A 25,425-nucleotide genomic window follows, 5' to 3' on the forward strand; every position below is an offset into this window, starting at 1 on the left:
TATAGAAGAGAAAGGCAGGACTTAAAGTGGCTGCGCTTCACCGACTGTTTCTTTTAAATGTTTACGAATCGTATTAAACGAGAAGTTTTTGCTATCCATGCGTTTTGGCAGAATGTATGCACCTTCTTGGCCTTTCACTTTGAATTTAATCAACAAAAACTCAGGTGTGTTGTACCATTCGTAGATGTCTTTCCAACCGATCGCACCGACACCTTCTTGCATGCCCATTTGTTGGCGCATAATCAGACCGTGAGGTTGTACACCTAAACGAATGCCTTTAATTTCCTGAACTGGAAACTCATTCATTTTTCGCTTCACATACCATTCTAAACCGAATTTACGGACTAAAAGGTAAACCACGACGCAGGCGATTGCGACCCAACAAAAGATGGTTGAATAATTCTTGAGTAAAATTAGGCCAAGAATCGAAAGGGCTGTAACGACAGCCATGATGATCCAAGCTTTCATGCTAATTTTGTTTGTGCTACGCCAAATTTTTAATTGAGCATCGCGTTGTTCAGCTTCAGTGATTTCATAGGTCACAGGCTGTAAAGTATAAGCGTATAAATTTTTCGCGGTCATAGTGAAAGTAACAGATTTAAAACTGCAAAAAGTTTAGCATCATTTAGAGCATTTCAGTGAGTATATTGTTCCAAAATCACCCAAATTATAATGAAGCCAGTTCTGTGGCCTCATGATCCCGTTCGTGGCTTAAACTTTGCTTCAAACGACTAAACTGATTCAAGATGCTAAACATCAACGAAAGCTGTTGTAAAATGATCAATGCTTTCTGATCTTCCTCATTATTTTGGCTTAAACGCTGACGAATGGTCTGTAGCATATTTTGCGCAGTTAAATCAGGCATTTCATCCCGCAGGAGCGCACCTTGGATATTGTCAAAAGCGCGATCCATCAATTCTAAAATTTCTGAGTCGTCAATTTTTTAGCGATGAGCCCCCAAAGCTGCAATATAGCTAATAAAAGTATGATTTAGACACAAGAACTCAAACGCCAAGCTCTTTTGCGTTGGGTCAAAGTCGGGTTCGGTGGCTAAAGTGGAAATGAGTGAAGCAACCTCGGCATCAGTATTGTGTGCGGCACGACGGACCACACGATAATTCAGGCCATTGTTGCGTCCAGACTTATACTGTTCAATCACCTCAGCTAAATAATCACATTGAGCGGAAAGCGAACGATAAATTGTGCGGGGTAGGCGACGGAACTTCCAGTCAGGGAAAATGAAACTCACGCCTAACCATGCTAGTCCGCAGCCAATTAAGGTATCCATCATGCGCGGAAGGGCAGCTTCATATCCCATACCATCTAAGTTGAAATTAATCAGCGCCAAGATGGTGATGAAAGCGGTGGCTTGAGCGTATTGTTTACTGCGAAGCTCAAAGAAAAGTACCCCGCTGATAACCAATACGAGAAGTTGTCCTTCAATCGAAGGTACAAAGTACAATACGGCATACCCTAAAATGATTCCGACCAACGTCCCTACGATACGTAAACGTAAACGACGTTTGGTTGCGTTGAAATTGGGCTGACTGACAAAGAGTGCTGTAAGTAGAATCCAGTACCCATATTCAATGTTAGTGACTTGAACAAAGATATATCCAACTAATAGCACGATAGACAGACGAATCGCGTGTCTAAATAAAACTGACTCGGGGGTGAGATGTTGTTTAATCCGAACCTTAATGTCATCCCAGCCTTTCAGGTCATCATCTTTGAGCTGGCTTTCGATATGCTTAGCTTTATCGAGTTTAATATTGCGTTCAGTTTCTAAGTTACGTAGCTGTGCATCAATCGACTTTAAGTTTTGATACAGTGAAAACAGAGCATTGACCCAAATTTGGTCATATTGTTGTTCGTCTCTGAGCTTTTCTAATGATAAACGGAGGTTTTCAAAAGCATGTTTAAAGCGTTTATTATGGGTGTAGGTTTGACGGTTTAAGATGCTGCTGCTTAAGTCCTTACAGGCTTTAGCTTGTATAGATAAAATTCGTTGAAAGCGGAATAAGATATCGCTGTGTTGAAAAATTTTCGCCAGTTTTTGATAATCAATATGTGCTGAATCTGCACGCTCGTGAATATCTTGTGCCACAAAATAATATTGCAGACTGCGACGGGTATCTCGTTGTCCACGATCACCTTTTAATCGGGTGAGTAGGGCGGTTTTCATATCGTTGAAAATTGCAATTAATTTACCATTTTCCAACGACAGTTCAATCATGCTCTGTTGATAGCTGTTAGCTGTCATATCAACATCAAACAGGTTGGATTTGGCAAACAGAAAATCGGCGAGTGAGGAATAACACTTCGATAGATTGTCTTGTACCTGACGAACGGGAAAGAGCAGAAAACTGATGGTTGAAATAATACTATACCAAATTGCTCCAATCACCAGCAGAGATGGTTGTGTATACCAGTTGTCAAAAAGTCCGACACCGAGCATGGAGTAAACGGAAACCACTAAGCAACCATAGGAAATGGTGGCATAACGACGTCCCAGTGAGCCCAGTAAAATCAGACCAATACACGAAACTATTAGACCCAGTGCGAATAAAATTGGGTGCGGAAATAAAAAGTAAATCGACGTTGCAGTAATGAAAAAGCCAATATAGGTAAAAATTAAATTCATGATTCGCACGGAAAAGCGGTCATCAATATCACTTAAACCTGCAGCAACTGCGCCGAGTGTTAGCGGAATAGTTGCCAGTTGAAAACCCATAAAATATGGAACAAAAGCAGTCCCTGCAAAAGTAATGACCATGCGGAGGTTATACATGAAGGTTGTATTATAAGTAGCCTGTTTTAGACTGGTCAGCCATGCTTTCAAAGGGCACCTTTGTTTGTCGCTTAGGGTTGGACAATTTTCAAATATGAGAATATGTGAAATTTCACCTGCTCTGGTATAAATCATACTATGGAGCGTGTAAACTTGTCTGCAAACTCTCTTTCCAAAACATAAATTAATCCTATGTCGACTACACAGGAAAAAGCGGTCTATTCCAACGCTTGGATTCTCTTACTTGCCTCACTGACTGCGCTTGGTCCACTGTCTATTGATATGTATTTACCCGCTTTGCCACAAATGGCAGATGATTTCGGGGTAAGCACACAAATGGTGGCCAACAGCTTACCTGCGTACTTCTTAGGCTTGGCTATTGGACAACTGATTTATGGGCCAGTAAGTGACCGAATTGGGCGGAAAAAACCGCTGTATTTTGGACTGAGTCTCTACATTATTGCCAGTTTACTGTGTGTGTTTGCAAACAGTGAGTGGAGTCTCATTGCCGCTCGGGTTTTACAAGCCTTAGGCGGTTGTGTAGGTGTGGTGATTGCTCGAGCTGCGATTCGTGACCGTTTAGATATGCAAGCCTCAGCCCAAGCATTTGCCAGTATGATGATTGTGACCACCATCGCGCCGATTATTGCACCGAGTTTAGGCGCGCTGGTACTGAGTTTCAGTAGTTGGCATAGTATTTTCGGCTTTTTGATGGTCGTTGGCTTGGGAAGTTTGTGTTGCGTACATTTTTTCTTTGAAGAAACTTTAGACCCGAAGCGTCGTTTAAAGCTTAACTTTAACCAAGTTTTAAACCTCTACGGAGCGATTCTGCAAGATTCGAGCTTTAGACGCCCGATGTTTGTTGGATGCTTTGCTGGGGCTGTACTCTTTTGCTATATCAGTGCTTCTGCTGCCATTCTGATGGATGGTTACGGCTTAAGTCAGCAAGTTTTTGCCTATGCCTTTGGTGCCAATGCAGTTGGAATTATGCTGTTCTCGACTTTAAATAAACGTCTGGCACAAAAGTTAAGTGTTTTTCAGCGCTTAAAATTAGGCAGTTTTTTGCAACTGGCTGGTGTGGGGCTGCTATTGGTAGCGGGTAGCATGACGCATGCGCCCTTATATATCGTATGTGCAGGGATGTTTCTCGCTGTCGCAGCAATCGGTTTTACAGGGCCAAATGCCATGGCGATTGCAATGTCTGAGCAGGGTGCACGGGCAGGAACGGCCAGTGCGATTATGGGCAGTATGCAATTTGGTTGTGGTCTACTTTGTGGTGTGATTCTTAATTTTCTACTCTGGTCGGCACTTTTGAATATGGCCATTGTCATGGCTATTTTTGTGGCTTTGGCTTTGTATTATGTGTTTAAGCTTGAGCACGAAAAAGCCTAAAAACTGAAGTCGTGACTATATAAAAAAGAGACTCATTTTAGTCTTTTTTTTATTTAAATGAATGCTTTAAATCTTAGTCATTATTTAATAATACTGCAAAATCTTCAACTGATACGCGTGGTGTTATAAAGTGATTGACGATCTGCTCAGGATCCCCATAACCCAGTGCCACACTGCAGACCAATTCTTCAAATTGTGCAGCACCAAGTGTATTCAGCACGAGAGCATGAAAATGATTCTATGCAGCTTGTAAGCAAGTGCCTGAGTCTCGTGCTTTGGCTGCAAAGCATGACATTTTGCATCATATGGAAATATTTTCGCGCCGATGCCCATGGCTTGATTGACTGTGAAGAATAGTTCGACAGGTGCGTAAAAAAAATTAGTCATTACGTGATTGCTGCTGTGCGATTTTCGCTTTTTCACCTTTTTGAATATTAAGCAAGTCATACACTCCCCAACCATTTTCACGGCGGCGCTCAATAAAAGGCGAAATCCATTTTTCTGGATAAAATACAAAACTTTTTTGTTGTTCGATGTTTTTTCAGGATGTTCAGACGGTCTAAATTGAGTTTGACGGGTTTGCTCAAACATTTTGTTAGGAGTTTTCCTATGAGCACATCTATTTGCCATAACCGTGTATTCGTGCTTGGGGATATTTTATTTATCATGCTCAATAATCGTCTGAATAGTTAGGCTTTTTTGGTGCAAAGCTGTGATTTTAACCCATCATTGGGCATAGGTGGCTATCTATTAGACTAAGACTTTAGTTATAAGAAAAAAGTATAGATCTCAAATAAAACTCAGTCTATATTTAAGAAAATATGAAGAATTGTTACTTAATTATTGCAAAAGTCTGGCTAAATTGTAATTTGATGCTTCAAAGCCAATCGCGAATAGCATCAATTATCGTTCAAAATTGCTGGCATTAGACTTTAGTGGCAAGAGTAATAAAAGGTCATATCTTAAAACATCGAAATGTGCGATTTTTCATCTTTATAAGATTACTTTGCATATGAAAAGACCAAAACGGAGTGGTCTTTTGTGCAAAAAATTTTAATGAAATGGAATTTTTGATTCACCATTAACAATGTAATAAAGGAAGTTTGTGTATGCGTTTAGCCCTCAATAAAAAGCCATTTATCGCTCAAAGCCTAGCACTTAGTGTGGCTGCTCTGATGATGACAACAACTCATGCTGCAACCAAAGAACAACAAGAACTCGCTCAGCTACGTGCCGAAGTTGCAGAGCTAAAAGCATTGATGCAACAACAGCAACAAGTTCAACAACAACAAGCAGTTCAGATTCAACAGGTGAAAACACAGCCAGCTCCTGTAAAAGCTGAATCTCCACTGTCTTCGTTCAAATCTAAGTCTGGCGCAGACATTAACCTGTATGGTTTTGTTCGTGGCGATGCAAACTACATTATTGAAGGTGCGGATGACGACTTCAACAAAGTTGCAAGCTCAGATGGCCAAACTAAAGATAAACTGCGTGCAACAGCGAAAACCACGCGTTTAGGTTTAGACTTTAATACCAATGTTGGTGGTGATAACAAACTTGGCGGTAAAGTAGAAGTGGACTTTGCTGGAACAAATGAAGCCCTTCGTATTCGTCATGCGTATTTGACTTATAACAGTTGGCTATTTGGTCAAACCACATCTAACTTCTTGTCTAACCATGCGCCAGAAATGATTGATTTCGGCACGAACGTGGGTGGCGGTACAACACGTATTCCACAAGTACGTTATGGCTTTAATTTAGCGCCAGCAACCAAATTATTCCTTGCTGCAGAAGAGGGCAACAGTTCTGCGACACAGTGGAATGCTACGGACAGTAAAAATGTTGCATCTGATGTGAAATATAGCTTGCCAGTTTTAACTGCGAAATTAACGCAAGGTTTTGCAGATGGTAAAGCCAATGCATCTGTACGTGGTTTAGTCGAGCAATACAAATCTGAAGAATCGGGTGATGATAAAACAGGTTGGGGTATTGCTGCTGGTGTGAACTATCAAGTGATTGATCCGTTAAAACTCAGTGCTGATGTGTCTTATGTACAGGGCAATAGCAACTACTTATACGGAAGCAACACGGCATTTTATGTAGATCCTGCAAATGGCAATATCGAGCAAAATGAAGCGTTTGGTGTGCAAGTTGGTGGTACGTATAAATTCAACGAAAAATTACGCTCGACTTTAGCGTATGGCGCTCTATTTGCAGATGACAGCACAGATTATGCAACTTTAAATCCAACAGCAAATGAAGAAGTTTACCAAGCATGGATTAACTTCATCTATTCACCAGTTAAGCCATTGGACCTAGGTGTTGAATATATCAATGGTAAACGTGATACATTTGCTGGTGATAGCTACAAAGACAACCGTGTTGGCTTAATGGCGAAATACAGCTTCTAATCATGTGATGAAATAGTTGTAGTTTAAAAAACAGGAGCTTTAGGCTCCTGTTTTGTTTGAGTAGGGAAATTTATACAGACTAAATACATTTTGAATATAGACTTAAGTATTAAGTCAGAAAAGAATAAGTGAAATAGTTGGAAATTATTGTAAAAAAATAAAGATTATCTATAAAAAATCTGCATAATGTCGGTCTTTCGCCCATATTGTACTTTTATTGGTTGTTTTTGAGCCAATATGGGGCGGTTTTGTGATTTTTTTCAAAAAACCGTATCTGTGTCCAAACATTATTGGGCATTACGTTATTTCAGTTTACTCATCATGTAGAACTGAACATGTTATGCATCAGATCGCTTAGTTTGTTACCAATTTACCCATTGCCTGAATTTCCATACGCAAGACTGAGTTTGTCTCAGATTTACGAAATATCTCTTGAAGTATCAATGGATTCGGTGGCTTATTAGCCAGATAACAAAATCTAAGCATCCGCTTTATGGACAATTGTCATGGAATTTACTTTTAACGCTTTTTATACCTTGATTGCTGCTGTCATTGTTTTGTTACTTGGCCGCTTCTTGGTAAATAAAATTGGTTTCTTGAAACGCTACAACATTCCTGAGCCTGTCGCAGGCGGTTTAGTTGCAGCGATTATCTCCTTGGTTGTGCATAGTCTTTGGGGCTATAGCATCACGACCAGTAGCGAATTGCAAACAAGTTTTATGCTGATTTTCTTCGCCTCAATTGGCTTAAGTGCAAACTTTGCCAAATTGCGTGAGGGTGGGATCGGTCTGATTATTTTCTTGATGGCTGTCGCTTCATTTATTGTGGTGCAAAACTTTGTCGGCATTAGCCTTGCAACTTTATTGGGCATTGACCCACTTATTGGTTTGATTGCAGGTTCAATTACCTTAACTGGTGGTCATGGTACTGCGGGTGCTTGGGGTGAAATTCTAGAAGTTAAACATGGTATCCAAGGTGCATTAGCTTTGGGTATGGCGAGTGCGACATTTGGTTTGATTATCGGTGGTTTGATTGGTGGTCCTTTAGCGAAGTTACTTATTAACCGCTATCAATTGGCGACGCCACGTACCAATGAACAAATTGAAAAGAGTGATAACACGCCACTGACTGATATTAATTCAACAGAATATGTACCGTTTGAATATCCACATCGTGTGCGTTTAATCACTGCGGATAATGCGATTACCACATTAGGTTTGTTTGCAGGCTGTTTGGCTTTTGCTGACTTTATGACCGGCCATATGAAAGGCACAATGCTTGAGTTACCGACTTTTGTTTGGGCGCTTGCAGGTGGTGTGATTTTACGTAATGTGCTGGAAGGTATTTTCAAAGTTCAAATCTTTGACCGTGCGATTGATGTATTTGGTAACGCATCATTGTCGTTGTACCTTGCGATGGCGCTACTTTCGTTGAAATTATGGCAATTGGCTGACCTTGCAGGTCCGCTTGTGGTAATTTTAGGTGCGCAAACGATTACGATGGGCTTATATGCTGCATTTGTGACATTCCGTGTAATGGGTAAAAACTACGATGCTGCGGTGCTATCTGCGGGTCACTGTGGATTTGGTATGGGTGCAACACCGACTGCGGTTGCAAACATGCAGGCGATTACCAACATGTATGGTCCTTCGCACAAGGCATTCTTGATTGTGCCTTTATGTGGCGCATTCTTTGTAGACTTGATTAACGTGGCTGTCATTCAGTCTATTTTGCAATATTTTAACTAATTGGAAATGCAATTTGCCCTAGGAAACTAGGGCTTTTTTGCTTTCAGGTCTCTCACAATAATTAGGATATCGAGATGAATGATCAATTAAATGAAACATTACTCGGGTGGGTGAATACACTGAATGGACCTCTGTGGGACTTTTTGGTGATTTTCCTTGTTGCGGTCGGAGTGTTTTACACCCTAATTACGGGTGCAGTACAGGTTCGCTTATTTTTGCACAGCATCAAGGTCATGAAATCAAGCCGTAAGGAATGTGATGATGATCATGGCATTACACCTTTTCAGGCTTTTGTCACTGGGCTTGCAAGTCGTGTGGGTGTAGGTAATGTTGCGGGCGTTGCGATCGCAATTGCGATTGGTGGACCGGGTGCAGTATTTTGGATGTGGGTCACTGCATTTTTGGGTATGAGTTCGGCTTTTGTAGAGTCATCTCTCGCGCAGTTGTTTAAGGTGCGTGACCAAGAAAATAAACAGTTCCGTGGTGGACCTGCCTACTATATTACCCAAGGCCTGAAACAAAAATGGTTGGGTGTAGTCTTTGCTGTTGCGCTTATTTCAACCTATGGTTTTGTGTTTAACGCAGTACAAGCCAATGCAATTACAGGTGCAACAGCACACGCATGGGGATGGGATAAAGCCAATCTAGCATTTGAACTCGGTGGCATTCATATTGTGGTGTCTTGGGTTGGACTAGGTCTAGTCTTGCTGACCGCAATGATTATCTTTGGTGGGATCAAACGTATTGCTAAAGTGGCAGAAAGTTTTGTGCCATTGATGGCCTTGTTGTATTTGGCTGTTGCTTTATATATCGCCATAATTAATTACGCTATTTTACCCGATATCTTCCAGCTCATTTTCTCTAAAGCTTTTGAGTTTGAAGCTGCTGCTGGTGGTTTCTTCGGTGCGATGGTTTCTATGGCAATGATGATGGGGATTAAACGTGGTTTATTCTCTAATGAAGCAGGTATGGGTTCAGCACCGAATGCGGCAGCTGCATCGGATGTAAAGCACCCTGTAAACCAAGGTTTGGTACAAATGCTCGGTGTATTTGTGGATACCTTCGTGGTGTGTTCATGTACAGCGATTATTATTTTGGCCTCAGGACTTTATCATGATGCGGGCTTTGAAGGTGTAGCGCTCACCCAAATGGCTTTAGAGAGCCAAATTGGTTCTTGGGGTGATGACTTCCTTGCAACGATTTTGTTCATGTTTGCCTTTTCATCAGTCATTGGTAACTATGCCTATGCTGAAGGGAATGTGCAATTTATCAATAACAATGCCAAGGTGATGTTCGTCTTCCGTATCTTTGTTTTGATTATGGTGTATCTCGGTTCAGTAATGAGCGTGCCTCTCATTTGGAACACTGCGGATTTGTTCATGGGCATTATGGCCACCATTAACTTGTTTGCTATTTTGCTGTTAACACCATTCTTATTGATGCTGTTAAAAGACTATTTGGCACAGCTGAAACAAGGTGTTAAAGAGCCAGTGTTTAAATTGGATAACCATCCTAAATTTAAAGACAAAGTGAAATCAGACATTTGGTAATTATTTAGCCATAAAAAAGCCTCTACATTGATAGGGGCTTTTTTATGGCTATTTAACCGCTAAAGTAAAACAACAGCTGATACAGTGCAAAACTTAAAATCAGGCTTAGCCAAATCGGGAGTTTGGTTCGAAGCAGTAAAATAACAGCGATTACAAAAACTAAGTCAGTCCAATGCTTGAAATAACTTTGTCCCATTTGTATCACTAAACACAGCAGTAAACTGACCACTGCAGCATTAATCCCAATCACGGCTTTTCGTATCGCAGCTTGCTGCATAAGCCAAGACCAATAGGGCAAGCTTGCAAAGATTAAAAAGAATGAGGGCAGAAAGATTGCTAAAGTGGCTAGAACCACATTCAGCCAAACAAAGGGCGTTAAAGGTAATAAAGCACCTAAGTAACTGGCGAAACTAAATAAGGGGCCGGGCATGAGTTGAGCCAGTGCATAACCCAAGTCAAATTGTTCGGCAGATAAAATATGGCTGACGACGAAGTCCTGATGTAAAAGTGGCAAAATAATATGCCCGCCACCAAAAACCAAAGATGCTGCATGATAAAAACTAAATAGGCTCTGTGAAAAGAGTAAAGAAGATGAATGCCACACTATAAAAACTACAAAAGGCAAAACAAAGGCAATTAGCCAAAGATAAGTCTGCTTTGCTTGGACTTTTGATTTTAAGCTGCTGTCTTGGAGCTTTGATGTCGAATCTGATGCGAAATAAATACCGACCAGAGCAGCAACAAAGATGACGATAACTTGGCTGAATGACCATGGCACAAAGTAAAGAAACAAGGTGCTAAGTAGCATCAGCACATATTGCCAGATAGTTTTGCAGAAACTTGTCAACATTTGCCAAAAGGCCCAGACCACCACAGCAAAAACGATCAACTGAATGCTATGTAGTGTCATCGCACTGAGTTGATTGAAATACTGCTGACCCAGTACCGCGAAACATGCCATGAGGAGCATAGACGGCAAAGTAAAACCGAGCCAAGCCGCGCACGCACCGCGGTAGCCTTGGAGTTGATAACCAATGGCAATACCCACTTGGCTGCTGGTCGGCCCAGGGAGCAATTGTGCGAGAGCAACCAGTTGGGTGTATTCAGCATCACTCAACCACCGAAGTTGCTGTACAAAATGTCGGTGAAAAAACACCAAATGAGCAGCAGGCCCACCAAAAGACAAGCAACCCAATTTTAAAAAGTGCAGAAAGATGCGAGTGAGTTGCTGAGTGTGCATGTTGAATTATGCTGAAAAATTGAAACAGATTATAATAGGGGAATATGACGCTTTTACGAAAAACAACAGTACTTGGACTGCTGATTTTCATACACTATGCTGCTGGAAAACTTCGCGCTATCTCAACCTCGGTGAATCATGTTGAACATTAAACTTAGCCTTATGTCGTTTACATTGCTCGCTTTAGCAGGCTGTCAAAGCATGCCCAAAGTTGCTCAAGAAACGCCAAATCAGGCTTTTTCAGCCGAAACTGAGTCAGGGGAAGCCCAAGAGCGACTCAACCAGATCAATTTTAAACATCTCAAAAAAGAACAAAACCGTCCAATTATTGCCTTGGTGTTGGGGAGTGGTGGTGCACGTGGTTATGCGCATATTGGTGCGATTCAAGTTTTAGAGCAGTCGGGGATTCATCCCGACTTTATCGTCGGCACTAGTGCCGGCAGTATCGTCGGCTCACTGTATGCAAGTGGTAAAAATGCCAATCAAATTCGTGATATTGCGCTGAATATGAAAGCCAATGACGTGCGAGATATTCGTTTGGACATGAAAGGTTTCTTTGATGGTCAAAAAGTTGAAGACTATGTCAATGAACAAGTGAACGACATTCCACTTCAACGCTTACCTATCCCGATGTATGTGGTGGCGACGCAGTTAAAAGAAGGCAAAAAAGTCGTCTTTAACTATGGCAATACTGGTCAAGCGGTTCGAGCATCGGTATCGATCCCGAGTATGTTTATTCCAACTAAGATTGGTACTGATGAATATGTGGATGGCGGTTTAGTCAGCCCCGTGCCTGTTGATGTCGCACGTAAGTTAGGGGCGGATATTATTATTGCAGTTGATATTTTGGCACAGCCAATGTATACCGAAACCTCAAATGTTTGGGGGCTGTTTAACCAAAATATCAATATTATGCAAAAGAACCTTGCACAAATTGAGCTGAAAAATGCTGATATTGTGATTCAGCCAGACTTACGTGAGAAAGTACATATTTTTGATGTGAGTGGACGTGAGTTGACCATGCAAGCTGGGGTCGATGCAACCGTTGCGCAGTTAGGACAGATTCAAAAAGTTTTTGCGCAGAAAAATTATAAGCAAAAATTGAATATTCAAAGTATTCAAGCACGAACGCATTGATCTGGTGTGATCTCAAAATAAAAGCCTGAATGGACTGGACTAGCATGTGTTTCTATAACTAGAAATACATGCTAATGAGGCTCAAAGCCATTTATGTGCTGCGAAAAGATCACAGCGACAATGTTTTTGAATAAATTAAAATTTAAAGAAGGCCTATAGATTCAAAAGCTTAGTCTTCTTTATATATATATTTTTGAATGATATTCAAATCACTATAAATAATAATGATGGTTTTGTTACCAAATTTAGCGTTCAAAACCGATATAATAAATGTCACATATCCTATTATCTTACCAATTAGAGAACGCGATGTCCCCATTAGATCAAATTGCTGCGGCTGCGGATGACCAGTCTGAACTCACTATGTCGGTCTTAATGACACCTGATATGGCGAATTTTTCAGGAAATGTGCATGGTGGCACCATTTTGAAACTGTTAGACCAAGTGGCATATGCGTGTGCAAGTCGTTTTTCAGGAAGTTATGTGGTGACCTTATCGGTTGATAAAGTTAATTTTAAATAGCCGATTCATGTGGGCGAGTTAGTGACTTTCTTGGCAAGCGTGAACCATGTCGGTCGTACTTCGATGGAAATTGGTATTCGTGTTGAAGCACAAAATATTCAAAAGCGTACAGTACGCCATACCAATAGTTGTTACTTCACCATGGTCGCGGTAGATGAAAATGGTAAGCCAAAACAAATTCCTGCGTTGAATTTGGACAATGACTGGAAGCGTTGCCGTTTTGAAGCGGCAGAACAACGTAAGGTCGCGCGTTTACAAGAGAACCATCATCCTTCGTGCAGTATTTATAAAAAAACCTCACATAGTTAAGTTTTTAAAAAAAGATCTCCTGCATAGGGGATCTTTTTTATGTCTGACGTTTATGTTTTGAATAGAAGCTCATGTGGGAAAACTACGCAAATTTGGCTTTCTGCACCTGTTGATCTTGAACTTCTATAGTCCATGCACATAAATTAAAAGAAACCAAGACAGGATATATCTTGGTTTCAAGTGACGCTAAAAAGTTGTTGCGATCCAGCAGGAGAGTAAAGCCACTGGATCTCTCAACATTTCAATTATTTAGCGGCTTTTTCTTGATTCGGTTGCTCTGCTGATGCTTCCGAAGCTGGTGCATTTGCACTTAAGTCTGTGGTTTCAGCTGTTTCTTGGGTTGATACCACAACTTTGTCTTCTTGAGCTGGCGCTTGTTGAGGTGCAGCAAAAGTTGCAAAGCTCGCAGCTGTTAAAGATGTTGCAATAATTAAGTGTGAAAGTTTCATGGTTTTGGCATCCTTATATTTTATAGATAAAAATAGTTCAGACTGATCATCACATCAATTTGAACTGAGCTTCATGCTATCGCCTGAATATCTGCGGTTCAATCGAAGCAACAATGTGAAAAGTGCACATTACCTAAAACTACAGATGATGAAAAAATAGTAAGCTTTAAGTAACAAGTAGAAGTTTTTTGTGAATAGATTGAGAGGGAATGAAGAATTAATGATCAATATAGATGTTTGAAAACTCACATAAACTGTACAAAGCATGCGAATTAAGTGCGAAACCCTAATTTCAGTTTTGAGTAAAATGTAAGGAAGTTTGTCTAATACGGGTATCGATGAATGGAATGTCAGCCAATTGAATGCTGAGTGTTCGATGCCATGGATTTGAGATGAGAAAATTGGTTATTTAAATTAAGATGATGGCTTATTTTATTGTGCTGTTTTTATCATTTTCCATGCTAGGTATAAAATTTTGAAACTGATGTCGATGCCGCAGGCGGTTCCTACGCATATTATTTCGGGCTTTCTTGGTGCAGGTAAAACTACTTTGCTCATGCATTTGTTAGGTCAGAAACCGGAACATGAAGTTTGGGCGGTACTGATGAATGAGTTTGGGCAAATTGGCGTAGATCAACAGCTCATGCCACAAACAGAAGGCTATGCGGTGAAAGAATTACTTGGTGGCTGTTTATGTTGTAGCAGCCAACTACCGATGCAAATTGCACTGTCTCGGTTGCTCTCAGAACAAAAGCCTGATCGGCTGTTTATTGAACCCACAGGCTTGGGACATCCAGCACAGTTACTAGAGCAACTGACCGAGCCACATTGGCACTCGACCCTGCACATGCGTGCACCGATCACGGTGCTGGATGGTTCACGTTTACATGATCATGCATGGACATTACAAAATCTCTATCAGGATCAATTAAAAGCGGCGCAGATTGTGGTGGTTTCGCATCAAGCTCATATGCAAAAAGCAGATCAAGATGCTCTTGAAAAACTGCAAACCGAATATCAGCCTTATGCTCAGCAGTGGCTGATGGCAGAGCAGGGCAAGATTGAGCTTACGCAAATCGATTTTGAGTACATCGGAACAAAACGACTAAAGCAGCCTTTACTGAACATTCAGCAACAGTTGAAAGCAACTCAACAAGATTTTCCTGAGATTAAACAGTTGCCGTATCACTATGTAGAAACGGCGCAAGGTTATAGTGTTGCAGGTTGGAAAATGCCGAAGCGTTGGGTTTTTGACTTTTACGATTTATTAGATTTACTTTGTGAACAGCAAGATTGGCGACGGATTAAAGGAATTTTCCATACCAATCAGGGGTGGAAGGCATTTAATTTCAATCCTGAACAGTTTAACTATCAAGATGTTGAAGAAGGGATTGATAACCGAGTTGAATTGATTGTTCAAAAAGAAAGAGATTGGATGGGTTTTGAAAGCGCACTTTTTGCATGCCGCATTGAGCAATGACTTAAATTGTTTTAAGCAAAAAAAGCCGAAATCTTATATGCTAGTCGGCAAATTTGAGGATGGTATGTATGGCGCTTAAAGCTACAATTTATAAGGCAGATTTGAATATTGCCAATATGGATGTCCACCAATATGGGGACTATCAACTGACTTTGGCATTGCATCCTTCAGAAACCATTGAGCGTTTGATGGTGCGTTTGTTAGCGTTTGCACGTTTTGCGGATGAAGCTTTAGAGTTTACCAAAGACTTATTTGAAACCAATGAGCCTGCGCTGTGGGAAAAAGACCTCACGGGTCAGCTGGTGAAATGGATTGAAGTGGGCAGCCCAGACGAAGATAAAGTGAAAAAAGCCAGTGCACGTTGTAAGCAAGTGGCGATTGTCACTTATGGCACAGCGGTCGATGAATGGTATAAGCGCAACAGTAAGTTGAAGACATTGAACAATGTTGAAATTTGGCAATTGTCGACTGCAAGTACTGAAGCGGTTCAAGCCCTGTGTGAGCGGACCATGCAACTTCAGTTGAATGTAATGGATGGTGAGTGGACCTTAATTGGTGACCATGCTCAAGCCATTATTGAGTGGACGCAATTGCAATAAGCATGCAGTTTAACTAGATTTATTGATTGAACAGGTTGGAGCGAGAACATGAGCGCAGAATTAGAAATTATTGATTTGGTTGTCGGTGAAGGCAAAGAAGCAGTCAAAGGTGCTTTAATCACCACGCATTATACGGGCTGGTTAGAAGATGGAACCAAGTTCGACTCATCGTTAGACCGCGGAAATTACTTTGAAACCGTGATTGGGACAGGCCGTGTCATTAAAGGTTGGGACCAAGGTATTATGGGGATGAAAGTGGGCGGTAAACGTAAACTCATCGTACCGTCACATTTGGCTTATGGTGAGCGTAAAATGGGCAATATTATTCCTGCCAATTCAAATTTGATTTTTGAAATTGAATTGTATGATGTAAAAACACGTGATTAATCAAAATTAGTGATAATTAGGCAATTACAAGGATGTATTTGATTCATTTGTAAAAACACTTGGTTTTTAAGAAAAACATTTGTAGATTAATTCTTAGGCAGAGCGTATTTAAGGGAAGAGTCGCTTTTGTATAGCTCATTGAGCAAACAGTCTTTGTTTGGGCTTATTTTAGGCTGTTTGCTGGTTTTAAGTTTAATACCTTCGACGTGGGCACAATATGAAGCTGAGCCTACGCAGTATTATTTGCACCAAAAAAATGTCAATGACATTCAATTCACCGAACAAACCACCAGTTATTTAAAAGGTACATGGTCTTATTATGACCAAGAGCTGATTTCTCAGCCTAATCGTAAACTCCCTTCTAAAACTACCGAACTGCCAATTTCATTTCAAGAACTTACAGGCAGTAATACGGGTTATGGGACTTTTGTCGGTCATTTCAAAATTCCGGAGGAATTTATTGGCCGAAGATTAGCCATTCATATCCCCAATCAAAATTGTGCTTATCGGGTTTATCTCAATGGCGATTTTTTAGTTCGTTTAGGGGATGTCGCGGATAATGCGGGAGCACAGCAAACAGAAAATGCACCGCGGATTGCTTATTTTGTCCCTGACGGCCCCTATTTTACTTTAAGTATACAAGCCTCAAACTTTAACAATTTACGCGGCGGCCTTGAAAGCCCCATGCATATTGGCATTGCTAAAACGATTAATCGACATTATCAGCAACTGATGATGAGTATTGCCATGATCTGTGGCGTGGTGTTTGGTGTTGGAATGTTCACCACCATGTTCTCGATGTTCCGTGGTTCAGATGAACGGAATAGTAAAAGTATTTTTGTTTTTGGTATTTTTATTTTATTCCTAGCATTACATAATCTTTTTACCGCGCCATATGCTTATACGACTTTCCTAGATATCAACTGGTTGTGGGGTATACGCTTAGAATATTTATTTATCTATTTAGCGGTCATGTTCTTTTTGAGCTATATGTATTTTCTTAATCAGCATTATTTACAGCATTGGATTTATACCATTTCAATGCTGGTTTTGACCTTGAATATCGTCATTACCTTATTATCCGATCAAGTCATTTTTGAGCAGCTGGCTTTTTATAGCGCATTCTTCAGTATTATAATTTTGCTTAATTTTGCTTATGGTTTTTACATTACTTTAAAGACCAAGCAAAAATATTCAAAACTCAATTTATACGCCGTGGTATTGCTGTGTATATCGTTTATCCATGACTTTTTGTTGACGCTGCATGTGATTGATTCGATTCATCTCTCTTTTATCTCTACCAGTCTGTATGCACTTTTGGTGATGTTCCAACAATCACGTAACTATGCTTATCAGACTTACCATACCGAACGTTTAAATAATAATTTAATTGAATTGAATGATTCTCTAGACCAAAAAGTGCAACAGCGCACCTCTCAATTACATGACTTAAATGAAAAACTCGAATATCAAATTCAAATTGATGCCTTAACAGGCGCCTATAATCGGCGTGCATTGAATCAAGAAATTCAGCAGCGCTTTGTTGAAACACAACAAGATAGTCATGCAACTTTGGTTTTTGCCATGATGGATGTCGATTATTTCAAAAATTATAATGATTACTATGGGCACTTAAAGGGCGACGAAGTCCTGCAAAATCTAGTCAAAGTGATTGGTGCGGTACTGCCACATAATGCCTACTTAGCACGCTATGGTGGGGAAGAGTTTGCCATTGTTTTATATAATGTCCCAATTGTGATTATTAGTCAGATCATGCAAACCGTTTTAGATGCGGTGCGCAGTGCGCGCTTTGAGCATCATAACCGCCTAGATGGCAAAGATTATGTGACTTTGAGTATGGGAGTGTCGTGGATGGATCGTGAAACGAGTTATGCCAATATTCACGACCTTATGAAAGCGGCCGATTTAAAACTGTATCAAGCCAAAGAAGCGGGGCGTGATCAGATGAAAATGCCCAATGAATCATATGAAAATAAGTGATTTTTAGGTGAGTCATGCTCCGGTCAATCACCTTTAGGATAAGAGTTTAACCATAGTCACCATTTTGGGATTTGAGATGTCTTGGATGTGGATTTGAAAGCCATGTTTTTGATAAAAAGAGCATGCTGTTTGGGTGCTTTCTAAACTCATTTGACGAATTTTTTTACGTTTAAGATGTTCAATAACGGTTTCTAATAAGGCTTTCCCAATGCCGCGCTGTTGTTCAGCGGATGAAATATAATTGAGTAAAATACGACCTTGATCACTGACCATAATAAACCCTACTACGTGCTGATTGAGTACATAGACCCAGCTGTCGTTATAGTGCATCCACATAATCAGGTTGGATTGGGTTTTATTTTCTAGCCAAATTTGAATCGTACTTTCATGGCGATGGTGGTCTTTGATACATGATCGAATACTGTCGTGCACGACATTTAAAATTTCAGGAATGTCCTGAAGTTGGGCTGCCCGTATCATCTTTTCTTCTTAGAGCTATAGAAACAGCTATTTCATGCTAGCGACTGTATTTATTAAATTGAATTACTGTTAGTACGGATGTAACTTTGTTGTTCAATCACACTAAGTTAATTATTTTTTATAGTGATTTTGTGAGTGAAAAATCACATATCGTGATGCCTTTCACATTCGTGCGAATATGTGTTGAATCACTTGAATTGGTCTGAGAATCAACACCCAATTACAAGTCATCGAATTGAGCATTTGAGTTCATACGCAGTCTGCTTTAATTATTTTGATGTTTATTTGAGCGATAATGCTGTATTTTAAAAGGGAATATTTGTTACGAGAGCAGGGCATGGCGACATTTTTACTGATGATTTGCATACTCATTGCTTTGGTTGCGGCATCTATTATTGTAATCAAAATTCAAAAAAAGCACCGCTTTCTGAAGCGACAAAAAAAAGCGGTTGAATCGGAAGCAGCATCTGTGCAAATGGCAACGCATACCAATATATCACCTCAGGTTGAGCGTGTTATTGAAGTTGATGCTTATGAACAAGAGCTGTTCGATGACGTGGCGACTCTATTTTTAGATCAAGCGATATTGCTCACGGTCGAAGAAGATGCAACGTTGATGCAAAGCACATTATTGGTCAAAATGCCTGCGAAAACCCAGACGCAAATTCGCAAAATGGATTTAAATGAATGGTCTATTTTTTGGAGCTTTTATGATCAGTCGCTTGAATACTATGTAAGTCGTTATGGCATGTTTTATACGCATATTGACCGCAGTGGATGCGAGCATAAAAAAAGCTATCGTACTCGGGATTGATCTCCTCGCTTAAGCTTCTACAGCATCTATCACAGCCATGGATAACTGTTTAAGAATTCGTTCTGCAACATGAGTTAGGTAGAAGTCATCCTGTTTTAAGCGTGTCATTAAAATTGCCCCCTCATAATCGGCAACACTGATTTTAGCCAGTGCCTCAGCTTGAGCAATAGGCATGACTTGCTGAAAGTAGTGCAACAACGCCAACTCCCAATCTTGGAAAATCGATTGAATTTTGAGATGAATTTGTTCGGATAAATGTGGGACTTCCAAAGACAGCATCCCGACTAAACAGCCTTGAACACCCGCACTAAAAAAGTTGACCGCTTGCTGGTGCAAGTGTTCAAAGCGAACGCAATACTCTAAGTGCGTATCACACAAAATGCTGAACAGTTTATGGTTTAAGTATTGCTGGCTGACTTGCAAAATATCTAAAACCAAAGCTTCTTTATTGGGATAATAATAATAAAATGCCGCTTTACTGAGCCCACAAGACTTTGCCAATAAATCCATACTGGTGCCTGCATAACCATGGGTTTTAAAGGTTTGCATGCAGTGCAACTGGATTTGTTCTTTACTCAGTTTTTGTGGGCGCATAGAGCTTTAACGTTCCGTCGTGGTTGGTGATGATAAATAGCCATCGAAAGTGTTCAGCATATCGTCCCAGATGGCTTCGGCCCCTTGGCGGAAATATCCCATGTGTCCAATTTCTTTCAAGCCATAGTCACTGGCTTCAATATTGAGATAATGCATGTTCGCATGCCGATAATGCTGCATAAATGCATGCCTTGAGTTCGGTAAAGCCCAGTCATCATCCAGTGCTGAAACAGCATAGATTGGGGTTTTGACCTGTGCATACTGTTCCAGTAAGTGTTGTTGCTCGGGATCTGCAAAAAAGTAGGTCGGATTTTTACACCATTTTCGCCACTGTGTGTAGACATCTACAGGTAAATCGGTACCCATTTTCAGCAGGCTCCAAGGCAGATAGCCCTTTAGTGCAACCATCGGCGGGAAAATAAGATTCCACATGACATGTACTTTCATTTTCTCCCGAAACGGCATATAGCCATGCCAACCCGCACCTGTGCCAAAGCAATACATCGCAGTGACTTGGTCATGGTTGCGGGTTAAACCGAGTGCTTGGCCTCCATAAGAGTGTCCAACCACAAAGATAGGTTTGTCATCTTTGCGGATAGAGTCAATGGCAGCCGACAAGTCTAGCTGCCCCCAGTCCAAATAGGACATGCCGAAACCTTTGAGTTGCTTCGGTGCAGAAAGCCCCACACCACGATAATCAAAAGTTAGGACTTGATAACCTAGAGCTACTGCATACTCAGCAAAGCGACGATAGAACTGCTGTGGTACACCTGTTGCACTGGCAACAATGATGTTGGCTTTGATCGGCTCAGATGAGCGATAACGTGTACCAACGAGTACATAACCATCGGTTGCTGAAAATTTTACAGTTTGTTTCTCAATTTGGGGCGAATCTAAATGGGCTGTGCCTTGCATCATCGTTTCTTCTTTTTTGTTAAATACTAAAGTCGGTTCCAGACTTTTGAGCTTTACTGTCCTTTAAACTGAGCAGGGCGGCGTTGTAGCATTGCCATGACACCTTCTTGGACATCTTGGGTTTTGAGTAGCGGGCTGAGGTGCTCTTGTAAATGTGCAAAGGCATAGTCTGCGCTGTGTTGTACGGCTTCTTGCGCAGAAGCCAGCGTGGCTTGGACGGCCAGTGGTGCAGCTTGTGCAATTGATTCTGCAAGGGCCAATGCTCGCTCTAATGCAGCATTTGGCGTGGATGTTTCTATGACCTCGGTAATTAAATTGAGATCGAGAGCTACTTGTGCATTGAAGCTGTCACCTGTGAGTAGATAGCGCATAGCCTTGTTCCAACCCGCCGCTTGTACAAAGCGAACCGTTGCACCGCCAAAGGGTAAAATGCCGCGCTGTACTTCCATTTGGGCAAATTGTGTATTGGCATCGGCAATCACCACATCTGCATTGAGCATGAGTTCAATTCCCGCGGTAAAGCAAAAGCCTTGGACTGCCACAACCACGGGTTTGGTGCGAGGTCTGGAACTGGTGCCCCAAGGGTTAATTTGTGACGCAGGAAAGTCGAAAACGCCTGCAGTGAGTTTGGGTTGTAACTCAACCAAATCAAGCCCAGCGGTAAAGTGTTCCCCGTGGGCAAAAATTACAGCACAGCGCAGTGAAGGATCATCCTCATATTCGGTAAGGGCCAGTGATAAGTCATGAATCATATAACTATCGAAAGCATTGCGCTTGGCTGCGCGGTCTAAACCAATTAAAAATAACGAACCGCGAACTTCGCGACTGACACGACCTTGTTGTTCTGACATTTTGATTATTCCTGCATCGTTTTATAAGTTTTTAAACGATTGTTAGAAAACTGTCAAAACTTATGCGTATGCATTCTGTGACTCGATAGTTTGATCCGATTCCTCGAAAAAAGATCCATGTTTAGATTGAGTGGAATTGTCTTGCCTTTATTGAGTTTTTTTTCATAATAGCAGCACTTCTTTGAATACCAGTTGAACCATGTCTAGCCTTGAAATATTTGCAGTCATCATTAGCTTAATCGGGGTGACGTTGACCATTAAGCGCAATATGTGGTGTTGGTGGTTTAACTTCGCTGCTTTCTTGTTATATGCCTATTTGTTTTATACCTATAAGTTATATGGTGAAACCATTTTGCAGTTTTTCTTTGTAGTGGTGAACTTTTACGGTTTTTATCACTGGCTCAAAGGTAAACAACAAGATCATGACATTCGGATTGAACCGATTACAGTTCGGCAAGTGATTTTGCAAATGCTACTTGCCGCTGTGGCTGGTGCAGCATTTGGCTTGAGCTTAAAGTATTTTACCGATGCTGCTGTACCGCTATTGGATGCGCAGCTCGCAGCATTTAGTCTGTTGGCGACCTATTGGACCAGTCATAAACATATTGCGACATGGATACTGTGGGTATTTGTTGATATTGTTTATGTTGGTATGTTTATCTATAAAGATTTGTTCCTAACCGCAGCTTTATATGCAGGCTTTGTTGGCTTGGCGGCTTTTGGATGGTGGCAATGGACACAGGTACGCCATAAACAACAGCTGAAAAGTGTTTAGGCTAGGTAATGTTGATTGACTTTAAACACGCACAATTGGTTCAATTTGAGTCGGTCATCGAACGGTTAAAGGGAAGTCCAAAGCAATATCTGGACTTTGATTCGGTTGCGGATTTTTATCAGGCCACTTGGCTGGGTGATTTACCCAGCAGTGCAATTTGGTCGGTTACAGGACTGGATGATGGGGCCGAGCATTTTGATATTCGCTTGGCCTGTTTTGAGCGTGTGGTTTTTATTTATATTGCAGATGATATTGTCATACAGAATGGCACACATTGAAATCTAGATCACGGTATAGTCGGTGCTGGAGCATCGTCTATATTTGACCCTTCTACAGGATGACGAGATCCAGTTTTTCAGTCCTGATCAGGGCATGGATGTTTACAAAAACAAAAAATAAAGGATTTAATACTATGGCACATCAGTTTGTAGTCAATGCCACCATCAAAGGTGTTTCATTGGATGACTTCCGTCGACTCGCAGCCGATATCAGCTTACATGAAAATGTTTGTCGTCGTATTCCCAGTGAGAAGTTGGAAATTTTGGAGTCGAATAAAGTCGGCGATATTTATACCCTCAAGCGCGCGTATAATTTGGATGTCAATATTCCCGATATTGCGAAGAAATTTCTAAAAGATGCCTTTCGTTTACAACGTACGGACGTCAGCAATTTAGTTGTGCTCAGCTCGGAAGTTCGTTTAGACCCCAACTTACCTTTAGAAGCCGTGTGCCAACGTAGTGTATCGGGTAATGATGAGCAGATTCACTTTCAACTGGAATGGACGGTAAAAGTAAAAGTACCATTAATTGGCGGTATGTTAGAAAAACATGCTGAAGGTGAAATCCGTAAGTTTAGCCAAATCGAGTTGGATATTGTGGAAGATGAACTGCGCCAAAATCTGCATGCAGAAACCTTAAGCTAAAGGCTTTGACCTCATGTTTTCAAAGTAGCTTACATAAAAAGAAACCCTTCGATTGAAGGGTTTTATCATTTTATGGCTTGGTTTCAAACTGAGTTCGATAAACCAAAGCTGTGAAGAAGCAAACCAAACAGACCAGCCAAATATAATACATCGCGCCAATGTTGCTATAGAGACTGAGCCATTGAACCAAAGGCAGTGTGATGCCTCCTGCAATGGCATAGGCGACATTGTAGGAAAACGAAATGCCCGAAAAGCGGATCGGAGCAGGGAACATTTTGACCATGCTATAGGACACAAGCCCTACCGTGCCTGAAAAGAATCCCAAAAGCATATACAGTACAAACACAGTAGTTGGACTGACCGCACCTAAACTGTGGTAGAAAATGGTCGCGATAGCGGCAACACCGAGCGAGCCAACAATCAGGACTTTGGCTGCACCAAAACGATCGGCTAAGGTCCCAGCGAGTATACATCCCAGCATTTGCATAATGATCGCAGCACTTTGCATTTGAAAAGCATCGCTACGTTCAAAGCCAAAGGCACCCGTCAGTAAGTTTGGCATGGCTAAAATCAGTACCACCACACAAGCAGTTAAGAACCAAGTCAAGAGCATGCCAATCACCACGGCGGTTTTATGGTTGGCTAAGACTTGTTTCACCGGCATTTCTTTAGACAGCTCTTTACGTGCTTGCATGGTTTTGAATACAGGTGTTTCTTTCAAATAACTGCGTAAATACAAGGCCACTAAGCCAAAAATACCACCCACAATAAAGGGAATGCGCCATGCCCAATCATGTATAGCTGCTTCATTAAACTGAAGAGAAATGAACAGTGACATTAAAGCACCGAGCAAGATGCCGAGTGACAAACCAGCCGTAAGTAAGCCATTAGCAAAACCAATTTTTTTAGAAGGGACATGTTCGGAGACAAATGTCCATGCCGCTGGAATTTCTCCACCAATTGCGATGCCTTGTACAACCCGCATAAGGAGCAAAAGCAGCGGCGCAGCATAACCAATCGTTTCAAAAGTTGGCATGACCCCGATCATGAGGGTAGGTAAAGCCATGAGCAAAATAGATAAACTAAATAGACGCTTGCGCCCGATGAGGTCGCCAAAGTGCGCCATGACTACGCCGCCAAGTGGACGGAAGAAGTAACCTGCGGCAAAAATACCGTAAGTATTCAGCATGGCCCAAAATGGGCTGAGCCCTGCGGGAAAGAACAACTCAGAAATAATTTTGGCGTAAAAAACATAAATAACAAAGTCATAGAACTCAAGTGCACCACCGAGTGATGACAGCCCAAGGGTACGTTTGTCTTCTCTGGTCAAACGTGGTGTTGCATCCATGCGTATATTTCCAAAGCTGAATAAAGGTTTATATTTGATTTTAAAGAAGTCTTTTTTGAATGAATAATCAATCTTTCTTTACTGGGTGTGAACTAAAAATTATACATGAATCAACATAGTTGATTTGATGGTCAACGTAAATATATAACGCAGGCGAGATAAAAAGCTTATGATATAAAAAGAATAAATAGGTATAAAAATTAGGATTTGTGTATGAGTGTCATTTTACCTGTTGCACAACGTGGTGAAGATATTTTAAGACTCAAAGCTGCTCGCGTAGCAGATGCAGAATTTAATAGCGACTGGCTCATGCTGTTGGCCTCTGCCATGATTGCGACCATGTTGGAGCGGAGCGGTGTGGGCATTGCCGCACCACAAGTCTATATTTCAAAGCGGGTCATTATTGTGGCTTCACGGCCAAATTTACGCTATCCCGATGCGCCTGAAATGGACGCCGTGGTGATGGTCAATCCTGAGATTTTAGAGTTTTCGCAGGCAACGACCTTAGGTGAAGAAGGCTGTTTAAGCGTACCGAATGAGCGTGGTCAGGTACAGCGTGCGCAAAGCATTAAGGTGCTGTATCACACTTTGACTGGTGAGGTAATGGAAAGCACTTTTGAAGGTTTTCCTGCACGCATTGTGCAACATGAAATAGACCATCTAAATGGTATTTTATTTGTCGATCGCCTGAGTGCTTAGGCGCGAGTGTT

22 protein-coding genes and 3 pseudogenes are annotated in these 25,425 nt (G+C 41.2%); 15 read left to right on the top strand and 10 right to left on the bottom strand.

Translation table 11 applies throughout. The features are described from left to right. Window positions 1–21: 21 nt before the first annotated feature. Both WH214_RS08670 and yccS read right to left on the bottom strand, forming a co-directional pair. Window positions 22–582: a YcxB family protein gene (locus WH214_RS08670; protein ID WP_004981126.1), complete on the bottom strand. Its 561-nt coding sequence runs from the start codon at window positions 580–582 to the stop codon at window positions 22–24. An 85-nt stretch (window positions 583–667) separates the two neighbouring features. After that, window positions 668–2,842 (bottom strand): annotated as a pseudogene (gene yccS, locus WH214_RS08675) (YccS family putative transporter). A gap of 141 nt (window positions 2,843–2,983) precedes the next feature. Here yccS and WH214_RS08680 point away from each other — a divergent pair. Beyond that, complete coding sequence (locus WH214_RS08680) at window positions 2,984–4,183, top strand: multidrug effflux MFS transporter (protein WP_339421429.1); 1,200 nt, start codon at window positions 2,984–2,986, stop codon at window positions 4,181–4,183. A 73-nt stretch (window positions 4,184–4,256) separates the two neighbouring features. On the opposite strand, the pseudogene WH214_RS08685 reads toward WH214_RS08680, so the two are convergent. Next, window positions 4,257–4,700: pseudogene (locus WH214_RS08685) on the bottom strand (nitroreductase family protein); the annotation flags it as partial. Between the two features lie 592 nt (window positions 4,701–5,292). Between WH214_RS08685 and WH214_RS08690 the strand changes: the two are divergent. The 3 genes from WH214_RS08690 to WH214_RS08700 all read left to right on the top strand — a co-directional run bounded on the left by WH214_RS08690 (window position 5,293) and on the right by WH214_RS08700 (window position 9,892). Then, on the top strand, window positions 5,293–6,594 hold the full coding sequence (locus WH214_RS08690; RefSeq protein WP_339421421.1) for a DcaP family trimeric outer membrane transporter: 1,302 nt from the start codon (window positions 5,293–5,295) through the stop codon (window positions 6,592–6,594). Window positions 6,595–7,100: 506 nt separating this feature from the next. Next, complete coding sequence (gene gltS, locus WH214_RS08695) at window positions 7,101–8,342, top strand: sodium/glutamate symporter (RefSeq protein WP_004981109.1); 1,242 nt, start codon at window positions 7,101–7,103, stop codon at window positions 8,340–8,342. A gap of 74 nt (window positions 8,343–8,416) precedes the next feature. Then, entirely contained in the window at window positions 8,417–9,892 is a 1,476-nt protein-coding gene (locus WH214_RS08700) for an alanine/glycine:cation symporter family protein (protein ID WP_339421419.1), read from the top strand. A 52-nt stretch (window positions 9,893–9,944) separates the two neighbouring features. On the opposite strand, the gene chrA is transcribed toward WH214_RS08700, so the two are convergent. Beyond that, the gene (gene chrA, locus WH214_RS08705) at window positions 9,945–11,132 is read right to left on the bottom strand and encodes a chromate efflux transporter (RefSeq protein WP_339421417.1); all 1,188 of its coding nucleotides are present in this window, start codon (window positions 11,130–11,132) and stop codon (window positions 9,945–9,947) included. A 138-nt stretch (window positions 11,133–11,270) separates the two neighbouring features. Between chrA and WH214_RS08710 the strand changes: the two genes are divergently transcribed. Both WH214_RS08710 and WH214_RS08715 read left to right on the top strand, forming a co-directional pair. Further along, window positions 11,271–12,269 (top strand): patatin-like phospholipase family protein, encoded by a 999-nt coding sequence (locus tag WH214_RS08710; protein WP_339421415.1) that lies wholly within the window; start codon window positions 11,271–11,273, stop codon window positions 12,267–12,269. 309 nt (window positions 12,270–12,578) lie between these two features. Continuing rightward, window positions 12,579–13,100, top strand: a pseudogene (locus WH214_RS08715) (acyl-CoA thioesterase). Between the two features lie 245 nt (window positions 13,101–13,345). On the opposite strand, the gene WH214_RS08720 reads toward WH214_RS08715, so the two are convergent. After that, window positions 13,346–13,549 (bottom strand): hypothetical protein, encoded by a 204-nt coding sequence (locus WH214_RS08720; RefSeq protein ID WP_004694446.1) that lies wholly within the window; start codon window positions 13,547–13,549, stop codon window positions 13,346–13,348. Between the two features lie 475 nt (window positions 13,550–14,024). On the opposite strand from WH214_RS08720, the gene WH214_RS08725 reads away from it, so the two are divergent. The 4 genes from WH214_RS08725 (at window position 14,025) to WH214_RS08740 (ending at window position 18,016) form a co-directional block, all read left to right on the top strand. After that, the gene (locus WH214_RS08725; RefSeq protein ID WP_339421413.1) at window positions 14,025–15,029 is read left to right on the top strand and encodes a CobW family GTP-binding protein; all 1,005 of its coding nucleotides are present in this window, start codon (window positions 14,025–14,027) and stop codon (window positions 15,027–15,029) included. A gap of 68 nt (window positions 15,030–15,097) precedes the next feature. After that, window positions 15,098–15,628: a YaeQ family protein gene (locus WH214_RS08730; protein WP_004981095.1), complete on the top strand. Its 531-nt coding sequence runs from the start codon at window positions 15,098–15,100 to the stop codon at window positions 15,626–15,628. Between the two features lie 48 nt (window positions 15,629–15,676). Beyond that, entirely contained in the window at window positions 15,677–16,015 is a 339-nt protein-coding gene (locus WH214_RS08735) for an FKBP-type peptidyl-prolyl cis-trans isomerase (protein WP_004981094.1), read from the top strand. A 126-nt stretch (window positions 16,016–16,141) separates the two neighbouring features. Beyond that, a complete protein-coding gene (locus tag WH214_RS08740; protein WP_339421408.1) occupies window positions 16,142–18,016 on the top strand; it encodes a sensor domain-containing diguanylate cyclase in 1,875 nt (624 codons plus the stop codon). Between the two features lie 33 nt (window positions 18,017–18,049). On the opposite strand, the gene WH214_RS08745 is transcribed toward WH214_RS08740, so the two are convergent. After that, window positions 18,050–18,496 (bottom strand): GNAT family N-acetyltransferase, encoded by a 447-nt coding sequence (locus WH214_RS08745; RefSeq protein WP_339421406.1) that lies wholly within the window; start codon window positions 18,494–18,496, stop codon window positions 18,050–18,052. A gap of 337 nt (window positions 18,497–18,833) precedes the next feature. On the opposite strand from WH214_RS08745, the gene WH214_RS08750 reads away from it, so the two are divergent. Next, window positions 18,834–19,310 (top strand): hypothetical protein, encoded by a 477-nt coding sequence (locus WH214_RS08750; RefSeq protein WP_339421404.1) that lies wholly within the window; start codon window positions 18,834–18,836, stop codon window positions 19,308–19,310. A 9-nt stretch (window positions 19,311–19,319) separates the two neighbouring features. Here the strand turns inward: WH214_RS08750 and WH214_RS08755 are convergent, their stop codons facing one another. From WH214_RS08755 to WH214_RS08765, 3 genes are read right to left on the bottom strand one after another with little or no spacing between them, the layout of a single operon-like run. Next, window positions 19,320–19,904, bottom strand: a complete 585-nt coding sequence (locus WH214_RS08755; protein WP_339421402.1) for a TetR/AcrR family transcriptional regulator — start codon at window positions 19,902–19,904, stop codon at window positions 19,320–19,322. A gap of 6 nt (window positions 19,905–19,910) precedes the next feature. After that, window positions 19,911–20,819: an alpha/beta hydrolase family protein gene (locus tag WH214_RS08760; RefSeq protein ID WP_339422938.1), complete on the bottom strand. Its 909-nt coding sequence runs from the start codon at window positions 20,817–20,819 to the stop codon at window positions 19,911–19,913. A gap of 53 nt (window positions 20,820–20,872) precedes the next feature. Next, window positions 20,873–21,670 (bottom strand): crotonase/enoyl-CoA hydratase family protein, encoded by a 798-nt coding sequence (locus tag WH214_RS08765; protein WP_339421399.1) that lies wholly within the window; start codon window positions 21,668–21,670, stop codon window positions 20,873–20,875. Between the two features lie 199 nt (window positions 21,671–21,869). On the opposite strand from WH214_RS08765, the gene pnuC reads away from it, so the two are divergent. The 3 genes from pnuC to WH214_RS08780 all read left to right on the top strand — a co-directional run bounded on the left by pnuC (window position 21,870) and on the right by WH214_RS08780 (window position 23,367). Then, window positions 21,870–22,445 carry a nicotinamide riboside transporter PnuC gene (gene pnuC, locus WH214_RS08770; protein ID WP_339421397.1) on the top strand — a complete coding sequence of 192 codons (576 nt, stop codon included), beginning with the start codon at window positions 21,870–21,872 and terminating at the stop codon, window positions 22,443–22,445. An 8-nt stretch (window positions 22,446–22,453) separates the two neighbouring features. Continuing rightward, complete coding sequence (locus WH214_RS08775; RefSeq protein ID WP_339421395.1) at window positions 22,454–22,723, top strand: hypothetical protein; 270 nt, start codon at window positions 22,454–22,456, stop codon at window positions 22,721–22,723. Window positions 22,724–22,857: 134 nt separating this feature from the next. Continuing rightward, window positions 22,858–23,367: a DUF2505 family protein gene (locus tag WH214_RS08780; RefSeq protein ID WP_159128193.1), complete on the top strand. Its 510-nt coding sequence runs from the start codon at window positions 22,858–22,860 to the stop codon at window positions 23,365–23,367. Window positions 23,368–23,437: 70 nt separating this feature from the next. Here WH214_RS08780 and WH214_RS08785 read toward each other — a convergent pair whose 3' ends face one another. Next, window positions 23,438–24,715, bottom strand: coding sequence for an MFS transporter (locus tag WH214_RS08785; protein WP_339421392.1), 1,278 nt, complete (start codon window positions 24,713–24,715; stop codon window positions 23,438–23,440). Between the two features lie 213 nt (window positions 24,716–24,928). Between WH214_RS08785 and def the strand changes: the two genes are divergently transcribed. Then, window positions 24,929–25,414 carry a peptide deformylase gene (def, locus tag WH214_RS08790; RefSeq protein ID WP_159128195.1) on the top strand — a complete coding sequence of 162 codons (486 nt, stop codon included), beginning with the start codon at window positions 24,929–24,931 and terminating at the stop codon, window positions 25,412–25,414. The last annotated feature ends 11 nt before the right edge of the window (window positions 25,415–25,425 follow it).

It is taken from the genome of Acinetobacter sp. MYb191, assembly GCF_037572605.1.
GTDB classification, from domain to species: Bacteria; Pseudomonadota; Gammaproteobacteria; order Pseudomonadales; family Moraxellaceae; genus Acinetobacter; species Acinetobacter johnsonii.